General features: G+C 74.0%; 8 protein-coding genes. 3 read left to right on the forward strand and 5 right to left on the reverse strand.

What is annotated here, in order from left to right:
- Nucleotides 1-63: 63 nt before the first annotated feature.
- Complete coding sequence (locus DQW06_RS05895) at nt 64-1,032, reverse strand: decaprenyl-phosphate phosphoribosyltransferase (RefSeq protein ID WP_117198106.1); 969 nt, start codon at nt 1,030-1,032, stop codon at nt 64-66.
- Between the two features lie 72 nt (nt 1,033-1,104).
- Nucleotides 1,105-2,028 (reverse strand): DUF3068 domain-containing protein, encoded by a 924-nt coding sequence (locus DQW06_RS05900; protein ID WP_013151324.1) that lies wholly within the window; start codon nt 2,026-2,028, stop codon nt 1,105-1,107.
- A 172-nt stretch (nt 2,029-2,200) separates the two neighbouring features.
- Between DQW06_RS05900 and DQW06_RS05905 the strand changes: the two genes are divergently transcribed.
- Nucleotides 2,201-3,520 carry an acyltransferase gene (locus tag DQW06_RS05905; RefSeq protein ID WP_117198107.1) on the forward strand — a complete coding sequence of 440 codons (1,320 nt, stop codon included), beginning with the start codon at nt 2,201-2,203 and terminating at the stop codon, nt 3,518-3,520.
- Here the strand turns inward: DQW06_RS05905 and DQW06_RS05910 are convergent.
- Nucleotides 3,517-5,577, reverse strand: coding sequence for a hypothetical protein (locus DQW06_RS05910; protein ID WP_117198108.1), 2,061 nt, complete (start codon nt 5,575-5,577; stop codon nt 3,517-3,519). The genes DQW06_RS05905 and DQW06_RS05910 overlap by 4 nt on opposite strands.
- A gap of 167 nt (nt 5,578-5,744) precedes the next feature.
- On the opposite strand from DQW06_RS05910, the gene DQW06_RS05915 reads away from it, so the two are divergent.
- Both DQW06_RS05915 and DQW06_RS05920 read left to right on the forward strand, forming a co-directional pair.
- On the forward strand, nt 5,745-6,485 hold the full coding sequence (locus DQW06_RS05915; protein ID WP_197724938.1) for a class I SAM-dependent methyltransferase: 741 nt from the start codon (nt 5,745-5,747) through the stop codon (nt 6,483-6,485).
- A complete protein-coding gene (locus DQW06_RS05920; RefSeq protein WP_013151320.1) occupies nt 6,482-7,240 on the forward strand; it encodes a class I SAM-dependent methyltransferase in 759 nt (252 codons plus the stop codon). The genes DQW06_RS05915 and DQW06_RS05920 overlap by 4 nt, the downstream gene beginning before the upstream one ends.
- Before the next feature lie 138 nt (nt 7,241-7,378).
- Here the strand turns inward: DQW06_RS05920 and DQW06_RS05925 are convergent, their stop codons facing one another.
- Nucleotides 7,379-8,863 carry an aldehyde dehydrogenase family protein gene (locus tag DQW06_RS05925; RefSeq protein WP_013151319.1) on the reverse strand — a complete coding sequence of 495 codons (1,485 nt, stop codon included), beginning with the start codon at nt 8,861-8,863 and terminating at the stop codon, nt 7,379-7,381.
- Nucleotides 8,864-8,952: 89 nt separating this feature from the next.
- On the reverse strand, nt 8,953-9,557 hold a 605-nt coding region (locus tag DQW06_RS05930; RefSeq protein WP_117198109.1), incomplete at its 5' end, for a CBS domain-containing protein.

The following is a 9,557-nucleotide window of genomic DNA, read 5'->3' on the forward strand; positions in this document are numbered from 1 at the left end:
CCACGGCCGCCCGCGTCGTGCGCCCCCACCCGCGCAGGAGGACCGGCCGGTCCGGCGGCGGGTTCACAGGTGGATCCCCGCCGCGACCAGGACCGCGAGTCCGCAGAGGATGAGCTGGAGGGGCCGGTCGCGCAGGGCGATCTCCTCGGGTTCCTCCCCCACCCCCCGGTCCACGAGCAGGTTGTAGCGCAGGACGAACATGATGAACGGCACGATACTCAGCGCGTGGAAGACCGTCCTGGGGCCGTCGCCCGGTTCCAGCGCCCACAGGCAGTAGGTGACGATCATGGCGCCCGAGGCCATGGTGCGGGTCTGGGAGAGGTAGGCGGTGCTGTAGCCGCGCAGGGCGGGCCGGACCGCGGCCGCCGCGGCGACCGCTCCCGCGGGGGCGTCGCCGTTCCCGGCGATCGCGGCACCGGACGCGCGCAGTTCGGCCTCGCGCTTGCCGACCACCACCAGGAGCGCGGCCAGCGACACCACGATCACGAACCACGAGGTCAGCGGCACGCCGACGGCCACCCCGCCCGCCACCGCGCGCAGCACGTGGCAGGCGGCGACCGCGACCAGGTCGCACACCACCAGGTCCCGCAGGTAGCGGGTGTAGACGAGCGTGAGCAGCACGTACCCGGCGACCAGCGCGGACAGCACGGGGTCGCCCAGCGCCAGGGAGGCCAGCGGCGCGGCGGCGCTGAGCGCGGTCCCGGCCGCGACGGCCACGGGGACGGGGAGCGCGCCGGAGGCCACCGGGCGGTGGCGCTTGCGCGGGTGCGCGCGGTCGCGTCGGGCGTCGTGGACGTCGTTGAGCAGGTAGGTGCCGCTGGCGGCCGCGCAGAACAGGGCGAACACCGCCGCGCTGGTCAGCAGCGCCCCGGTCTGCGTCAGGGCCCCGGCCGCGGCGGGCGCGGCCAGGACGAGGAGGTTCTTGAGCCACTGCCGGGGGCGGCACGCGCGGACGAGCGCGCCGACCGTCCCCCCGTCGCCGCGCGGAGCCCCGGCCGCCGCCGGCCCCGTGGCCCGCGTCCTCTCCGTCACCGCGGCCGGGGGGCGCGGTGACGTACGCCGACGCGCCCGGTCGGGCGCGCCGGCGAGGGACGGGCGCGGGGGTCAGTGGTGGTGGTCACGACGGCGGCCCGTGACGAACAGGACGACCGCGACGCCGATGAATCCGACACCGACGACGAGGCAGACGACGGGCAGGGTGGTCTGGAGGAGGGGCAGCACGGTGCGTCCCTGCTCGGAGTTGGCGACCGCGTTCTGGACGGACTCGTCGTTGGAGACGAGTTCGGCGTCGAAGAGCGTCAGGACCTCCTCGCCGTCCACGACGACGACGCGGTTCTGGTCCTCGCCGATCTTGAGGGGGGAGCCGGTGACGGGCTCGATCCAGTAGGTGCGGGTGATGGAGAAGACCTCGTCGCCGGTGACGTCGCCCTCGCCCTCCATCCCGGCCACCGAGCGGGGCAGGGTGCGCTCGCCGATGACCTCGTCCTCGACCTCCTGGACGAACCTGTAGGCCTCGACGCCCCCGACCTCCTCGATCCCCTGGAACTCCATGGGGACGACCTCCCGCGCGGTGGTCTCGTAGAAGTCGTAGTCGCGCTGCTCGGTGAAGAAGGGGAACTTCCAGGCCTGGCCGCTCTGGGCGACGGACTCGTCGTTGACCATGGAGTCGCAGCAGTCGACCGCCTCCCCGGTGACGCGGTCGTGCCCGGCGCGGCGGCTGCTGGAGGTGATGCCGAAGTCGGTCTCGGCGTCCCTGACCCAGGTGAACTGGTCCCACACCACCGTCTCGTCGGTGCTGGAGGCCACGTCGGCCCGGATGGTCGAACGCGCCTCCAGGGCGGCGTCCTCGACGAGCTCGACGTCCTCGATGTTGAAGTAGGTGGCCCCGTCCGCCTCGAGGACCGTTTCGCTGTAGTAGTCCAGAGGGGTCTTCATCAGGGAACTCGACAGCCACGTGCGCATCATGGGGGCAAAGGCGAGGAAGAAGACCCCAAACGCGACGAGAACGACCGCAACAGTACGGCGCATGTGCCCTCCTGGGCGTATGAGAGTCCAGATCTGGAACTGGGTCTAGTGGAACTAGGTTCAGTTCCGGGTAGAGTACTGCCCAGTAGCGAACGACGTCACCAGGGCGTGTCGAAATTTTTATAACGCGTTCTAGTGTTACTCGTTCCTCCCTCCACCCAGTCCGGGAAGGCCCATGGCGCCCACCTCCTCCTCCGCGCCCGGGGACCCCGCCGCCGGTGCCCACTTCGCCAGCGCGCGCACCCCCGACCCCTCGCTGGTGCTGCCGCAGGTCGACGGCCGCCACGAGTCCCTCGACGGCGTCCGCGCCGTGGCCGCCCTGATGGTCCTGGTGTTCCACGTGGCCACCGAGACCGGCGACTCCCTGGCGCCGGGGGTGCTGGGCGGCCTGCTGTCCGCCTTCGACGTGGCCGTGCCGCTGTTCTTCGCGCTCTCGGGCGTGCTGCTGTACCGCCCCTGGGCCCGCGCGGCCCTGGACGGGACGCGCGGGCCGCGCGCCCGCCCCTACCTGTGGCGCCGCGCCGTGCGCGTCCTGCCCGCCTACTGGCTGGTGGCCGTGACGGCACTGCTCGTCTACTCCCGCGACGAACTCGGCTCGCTCCGGTACTGGTGGGAGGTCCTGACCCTCACCTTCCCCTTCAACACCGACCCGCCGTGGGTGGGCACCGGCCCCTACGGCCTCGGCCAGATGTGGAGCCTGTCGGTGGAGGTCAGCTTCTACCTGCTGCTCCCGCTGTTCGGTCTGGTCCTGGCGCTGTGGGCGCGCGGCGGCCGGAGCGTGGACGCCCGGGGCCGGCGGCTGCTCGCGGGCCTGGGGGTCATGGCGCTGCTGGGCCTGGCCGCGCTGGTCCCGCAGTTCTATCCCGAGCCCCGCGAGTACATGCACGCCTGGCTGCCCCGTGCTGCGGGCCTGTTCGCCGTCGGCATGGCGCTGGCCGTGCTCTCGGAGTGGGCCTGGCGCGAACCCGGCGCCGACGGCCCGGTGCGCCGCCTGTGCCGGACCCTGGGCTCCTCTCCCGGGGTGTGCTGGCTGGTCGCGGGCGGGTTCTTCGCCCTGAAGGCCACCGAGGCCTCCGGCGGCCGCTTCATCGGCTCCGGCGACATCTGGACCTCGGCCGTGGACTCGCTGGCCGGGATCGGGTTCGCGTTCTTCCTGATCGCCCCGTGCGCGCTGGCGCCGCGCCCGGCGGGGCCCGCCCTCCCGCTGCGGGAGGCGCGGGCCTGGCGCGGGGGCCGGTGGCTGGACTCGCTGCTGCGGCACCGGGTGTGCCAGTTCCTGGGGCGGATCTCCTACGGCGTGTTCCTGTGGCAGTTCATGGTGCTCTACCTGTGGCGCGACTTCACCGGCCAGGAGATCTTCACCGGGTCGTTCTGGCTGGACGCGGTGCCGGTGACGATCGGGACCGTGCTGCTGGCCGCCGCGAGCCACCGGTGGGTGGAGGAGCCCAGCCGCCGGTGGCCCCAGCGCCTCTCCCGCGGACGGTCCTCCGCCTAGCTCCCGGCCCGGTCGTCCTCCTCGGGCGCCCACGGGTTGCCCTCCACCGTCGGCGCCATACCGCCCACCGACACCCAGTTCAGGCACAGCCCGCCCCGGTCCTCGGGGTCCTCGGGCACGAACACCGACAGCTGCTCGCCGGGGGCGCCCGCGGGCACGTACCAGGTGCCGTTCTCCTCCGCGGCGGGCAGTTCGACCTCGATCCAGTCGTCGCCCAGGGCCACCACCACGCCGACGTCCTCCTCGGCCGTGTAGCCGAGCGTGACGACCTGGGCGACGCCGCCGTGCGCCTGCACCGGCCAGGACACCAGCCCCTCCCAGGGCTCCAGGCACTCGTCCGCGGGCCCGGGGGCGAACATGTCGCTGTCGTCGGAGGGCCGCGCCGGGACCAGGAACCCGGCGTCGTTGAACACGTACGCGGTGGCGGCCTCCTCGGGCGCGGCCATCCGCTCGGCCACGTCGTCCGACGCCAGCGGCGGCAGCACCCACGAGCTCAGGCGGCGCTGGCCGTTCCACTCCAGGACCACGTCCTCGGGGACCGGGCGCGCGTACAGGCCGCCCTCCTCCGGGACGTCCGCCAGCGCCGTGCGCACCGTGTCCAGGTACCACTGGAGGCGGTCGCCGCTCAGTGTCTGCGCGTAGGCGTGGGTGGAGTAGCCCGCCGCCACCGCGTACACCGCCGTCGCCAGCGCGGCCGCGACCCGGGCGGCGCGCCGGGGCCGCACGCGGTAGGGCTCCCCGCCCACCGGGGCCGACGAGGCGCCGCCGACCAGGGCGCGCGCCCGCTCCTCCCTGGTGGGCAGGTAGGCCAGGGCCAGGCACAGGGCGAACACCAGCGCCGCGTCCGCCACGTACCGGGGGTCGGCGGCGGCCACGTCCTGGAACCGGCCGCGCGCGATGATCGTCGGAATGACGTCCACGACCACCAGGTAGGCCAGCAGCAGCGCCCAGGCCCGCCACGCCCCGCGCCGCATCCGCAGGCTGACCAGCACGATCACGGCGAAGACCGCCCAGGCGGCCAGCACGGTCACGCCCGGCACGTCGACCAGGCCGCCGGTCGGGGTGACCGGGCCCCACTCCAGGGGTCCGCCCAGGGCGCCGACCGGGAACACCTCGGTGAGCAGTCCGCGCAGCATCGTCAGGGCGGGCTCGCTCTGGGGCACGCCCGCGCCCTCCCCGCCCCCGGCCGCGCGCATCCGCACCAGGTAGAACACCGCGTAGGCGGCCAGCAGCGCGCCCATCGCCGTCCAGAACGGGCGGTGCAGGGCCCACGCCCGCCGGGCCCCGGCGACGAGTCCGCCGGGGTAGAGGTGGGCGACGGCCACGGCGAACAGCACCGGTGGCAGGAACATCGCCTTGACCGTGAACAGCATGCCGAACACGACGGCGCCGCCCGCCCGCCAGGCCAGGCGGTGGTCGTCCGTGCGCAGGTAGCGCACGGTCCACAGCACGGCGAGCACCAGGGCCAGCTGGAGGGGTACCGCGTTGAGCGCCGCCGACCACCAGCCCAGCACGGGCACGGTCAGCGGTGCCAGCGCGTACACGGTCAGCGGGACGAGCAGCGCCCAGCGGCGGCCGAACAGCTCCCACACCAGGCGCAGGAACCCCACCAGCGCGGCGGCCTGGAGGGCGAGCATGGTGCCCGCGCTGACCCACCACTCGTAGGGCCACAGGGCGGTCTGGAGGTAGACGAGGAACAGCGCCCCGGGCATCAGGTGGCCCTTGTGCAGGGTGAGCAGGTAGTCCGGCCCCAGGTCGCTGGCGTGGGCGTTGGCGAAGAAGAGGTAGTCGTCCTCCACGAAGTAGGACTCGCCCAGGACGTAGGCCCGCAGCCCCACGGCCCCCAGCACCACCACCAACCCCACGAGGGCCAGCCGGTCGCGGGCCAGGCGGCGGGCGGCAGCCCACGCGGCGCGGACCGTTCCGCCGGGGCCGGGGCCCTTCCCGGGGGGTTCCTCAGAGGGGCGGCGTACCCTGGGTGCCCCGACCGGGCCGGGCCGCGCGGCCTCGGCGCCCGGACCGTCGTGCCCGCGCGCGGTGGGGGGAACAGGCGGCATCGGCATCTCTCCCGCCGTAGTTGGCCGATCCGGAGAAGGGGTGCCAGAATACAACACGTTCCACTTTTTCCCTGGACCCTTGTCGCAGGCCTTCCCGGCCTGGATGCCCGGAACAGGAACACGATCCAGGTGCTGTGTTCCGGCGGGTCGCGAGCACCGTGGAGGTGATGCGGGTGGGACTCGAACAGGTCCGCCGCGACTGGACGCGGCTGGGTTCCACCGAACCCCTGTGGGCGGTGTGCGTGGACCCCGCCAAGAGGGGCGGCGGCTGGGACGACGACGAGTTCCTCGCCTCCGGACGGGCCGACATCGACCCGTCCGTCGCCCGCCTGGAGGAGCTGGGCATCCGCCCCGAGGGGGGCCGGGTGCTGGACTTCGGGTGCGGCGCGGGACGGCTGTCCAACGCCCTGGCCGCGCACTTCCCCGAGGTCGTGGGGGTGGACATCTCCGCGCCGATGCTGGAGGAGGCCCGCCGCCTGGACCGCTCCGGGGGGCGGATCGAGTTCGTGCTGAACGAGCGCCCGGACCTGTCGGTGTTCGGGGACGCCTCCTTCGACCTGGTCTACACCGACCTGGTCCTCCAGCACCTGCCTCCCGTCCTGGCCGAGGGCTACGTGCGCGAGTTCGCGCGGGTGCTGCGCCCCGGCGGGGCCATGGTGCTGGGCGTGCCCGAGTCCGAGCGGCGCACCTTCAAGGGGCTGGTGTTCCGGTACGCGCCGTGGCCGCTGGTGGCCCTCGCCCAGCGGGTGCTGCTGCGCTACCCGGCGCCGATGCGGATGCACACCCTGCGCACCGAGCGGATCGCCGAGCTGGTCCCGGGCGGCCGGATCGCCGCCTCCGACGAGTACTGGGGCGGCGACCACTGGCGCCACCTGCGCCACTTCGTGGTGTCGGAGGCGGGCACGTGACCGCGAACGCCGCCGAGGAGGGCACCGTCCCCTTCCGCGCCACCCTGGGCCGGTCGGTGCGGCTGTTCACCGCCTTCCGCGTGGAGCAGACCGACCCGGCGTTCTTCTACGGCACGCTCGCCCGCGACACCGTCGCCCAGCTGCGCTCCTACACGCCCCTGGACGGCAGGCTCGTGGTGGACGTGGGCGGCGGCCCGGGCTACTTCGCCGACGAGCTGAGGGCGGCCGGGGCCCGCTGCCTGTGCGTGGACGCCGACGCCCACGAGATGACGCTGCACGGGCGCGACGCCGACGCGTACGGCGTCCAGGGCAGCGCCCTGGACCTGCCGCTGCGCAGCGGTTCGGTGGACGTGTGCTTCTCCTCCAACGTGCTGGAGCACGTGCCGGACCGGACGCGGATGGCCGACGAGATGGTGCGGGTGACCCGGCCGGGAGGGCTGGTGTACCTGTCGTACACGCTGTGGCTGTCCCCGTGGGGCGGGCACGAGACCTCGCCGTGGCACTACCTGGGCGGCGCGTACGCGGCGGAGCGGTTCGCGCGGCGCCACGGCCGCCGTCCCAAGAACGACTTCGGCCGCACCATGTACGCCGCGCACGCCGGGGAGATGCTGCGCTGGACGCGCGGGCGCACCGACGTGGACGTGGTGGACGTGCGCCCCCGCTACCTGCCCGGATGGGCCAGGCCGGTCGTACGGGTGCCGCTGCTGCGCGAGGTCGTCACCTGGAACCTGCTGCTGGTCCTGCGCAGGCGCTGACCGGCGGGCCCGGGTTCTGGCCGGTGGGGCAGATGAGGCTCCGACCCGCGACGGTCGCGTGCTCCTGGCGGGGTCGGACGGTCGGGGCCCGCCACGGGTACGGGGTCGCGGCGAAGGAAACCGGAGGTCCGGGCCCGCTCACTCCGGGCCGAACGGCATCCTGCGGCGCGTGTGCTGGAGGCTGACCCAGTGGTCGGCGGTGAACTCCTCCATCGCCCACTCGCCCCCGAACCGGCCGATCCCGGAGTGGTTCTCGCCGCCGAAGGCGGTGTTGGCCTCGTCGTTGAGCGTGGAGTCGTTGACGTGCGTCATGCCCGCCCTCAGGCGGCGGGCGAAGCGCACCCCCCGCTCGGCGTCGCGGGTGTGCACCGCGCTGGACAGCCCGTACTCGGTGTCGTTGGCGATGCGCAGCGCGTCCTCCTCCCCCTCCGCGCGGATGACCGTGGCCACCGGGCCGAACACCTCCTCGGCCGCGCTCGGCGCGCTGTTGTCGGCCAGCAGCAGGTGGGGCGGCAGGACCCTGCCCGCCGGGCCGGTCGGTTCGCCGGACAGCAGGAGCCGTGCGCCCTGCTCGACGGAGCGCTCCACCACGTCCCGCACGCCCGCGCAGTGCTCGTCGTCGATGACGGGGCCGATCCGGGTGGCGGGGTCGGAGGGGTCGCCCACCCGCAGCGCCCGGGCGCGCACGAGCATCCGCTCGACCAGCTCGTCGTGGACGGCGGCGGTGGCCACGACCCGGTTCGTGGCCATGCAGATCTGGCCCTGGTGGTAGTAGGAGCCGAACACGGCGGCGTCCGCGGCCAGGTCGAGGTCGGCGTCCTCCAGCACCACCAGCGGCCCGTTGCCGCCGAGTTCGAGCGCGCGCCTGGTGAGCGGGGCCTGCCGGGCGATGTGGCGGCCGACCTCGGTGGAACCGGTGAACGAGATCATCCGGCAGAGCTCGTGGGTGGCCAGGGCGTCGCCGATCTCACCGCCCCTGCCGACGACCACGTTGACCACCCCGGGCGGCAGTCCGGCCTCCTCGTAGATCCGGGCGAGCAGCAGCCCGCCCGTGACCGGGGTGTTCTCGGCGGGTTTGAGGACCACGGTGTTGCCGAGGGCGACGGCGGGCGCGAGGGAGCGGTGGGAGAGCTGGAACGGGAAGTTCCACGGGCTGATCACCGTGACCACGCCGAGGGGTTCGCGGTAGACGCGGTTCTCCTTGCCCGGGGTGATGCCGGGCAGGATCCGGCCCATGACCCGCGTGGGGTAGGAGGTCACCTCGACCATGCCGCTGCGCACCAGCCCCCACTCGAACTCGGCGCGCTCGCGGATCGCCCCGGCCTCGTGGACCAGCCAGTCGACGATCTCCTCGCGGCGCGCGTCCAGGACGCGCAGGGCGCGGACGAAGACCTCGGCGCGCTCGGCGGCGGGGGTCGCGGCCCAGCCCGGCCACGCCCGCTGCGCCTCGCGGTAGGCCAGGTCCACGTCGCCCTCGTCGGCCAGGCGGAACTCGGTCAGGACCGTGTCGTCGTAGGGGTCCACGTCCTGGACGACGCTCCCGGACGACCCGTGCCGCCACTGGTCCCCGATCGGCATCCGGTCCAGTCCCGTGTAGGCGTCCGGCCTGCGGTCCGCGTGCATCGGCCCTCCCCTGCTTCGGCGTCACTGGTGCCACGGTCACCCCTGCCCGGGGCGCGGGCAACGGGACTTGCCGCCTCTTGGCCAACTGTTCAGCGACTCCGAGACCGCCCTTGTCGCCCGGTGTCCTCAGCGGGCGGGGTGAGCAGGAGTTCGCTGACGACGCGGCCGTCGGCCTCGGTGACCGTGGCCGTCCAGCCGCCCAGGTCCACGCTCTCCCCGGGCTCGTCGGGGATGTGGCCGAGCAGGACCAGGACCATCCCGGCGACGGTCACGTAACTGCCCCGGGGCCGGTCGGTGAGGACGACGCCGAGGTCCTCCAGCTCGTGGACGGGGTACACGCCGGGCAGGCGCAGGGCGCCGCCGTCCAGCCGGGCGGGGGCGCGCTCGTCGGTGTCGGTCTCGTCGTAGATCTCGCCGACGACCTCCTCCAGCAGGTCCTCCAGGCTGACGATGCCGCTGACCTCGCCGCTCTCACCGATCACGACGGCCAGCTGCTGGCGTTCGACGGTGAGCCGGTGCAGGGCGGCGGAGACCGTCAGCGAGTCGGGCAGCAGCAGCGGTTCGCGGGCCAGCTCCCGGGCCGCGCCCTCGCCCCGCAGGAGGTCGGACCAGTGCACCACGCCGACGACGTCGTCCACGTCGTCCCGGCCGACCACCGGGGCGCGCGAGTGGCCGTGCTCGGCCAGGAGCAGGG

It is taken from the genome of Nocardiopsis sp. TNDT3, from assembly GCF_003427465.1.
In the GTDB taxonomy this organism is placed as follows: Bacteria; Actinomycetota; Actinomycetes; order Streptosporangiales; family Streptosporangiaceae; genus Nocardiopsis; species Nocardiopsis dassonvillei.

Coding starts and splice junctions, on each gene's coding strand:
- DQW06_RS05900 (WP_013151324.1), bottom strand. CDS start 2,028: ATGCGCCGTACTGTTGCGGTCGTTCTCGTCGCGTTTGGGGTCTTCTTC.
- DQW06_RS05905 (WP_117198107.1), top strand. CDS start 2,201: ATGGCGCCCACCTCCTCCTCCGCGCCCGGGGACCCCGCCGCCGGTGCC.
- DQW06_RS05910 (WP_117198108.1), bottom strand. CDS start 5,577: ATGCCGCCTGTTCCCCCCACCGCGCGCGGGCACGACGGTCCGGGCGCC.
- DQW06_RS05915 (WP_197724938.1), top strand. CDS start 5,745: ATGCGGGTGGGACTCGAACAGGTCCGCCGCGACTGGACGCGGCTGGGT.
- DQW06_RS05925 (WP_013151319.1), bottom strand. CDS start 8,863: ATGCACGCGGACCGCAGGCCGGACGCCTACACGGGACTGGACCGGATG.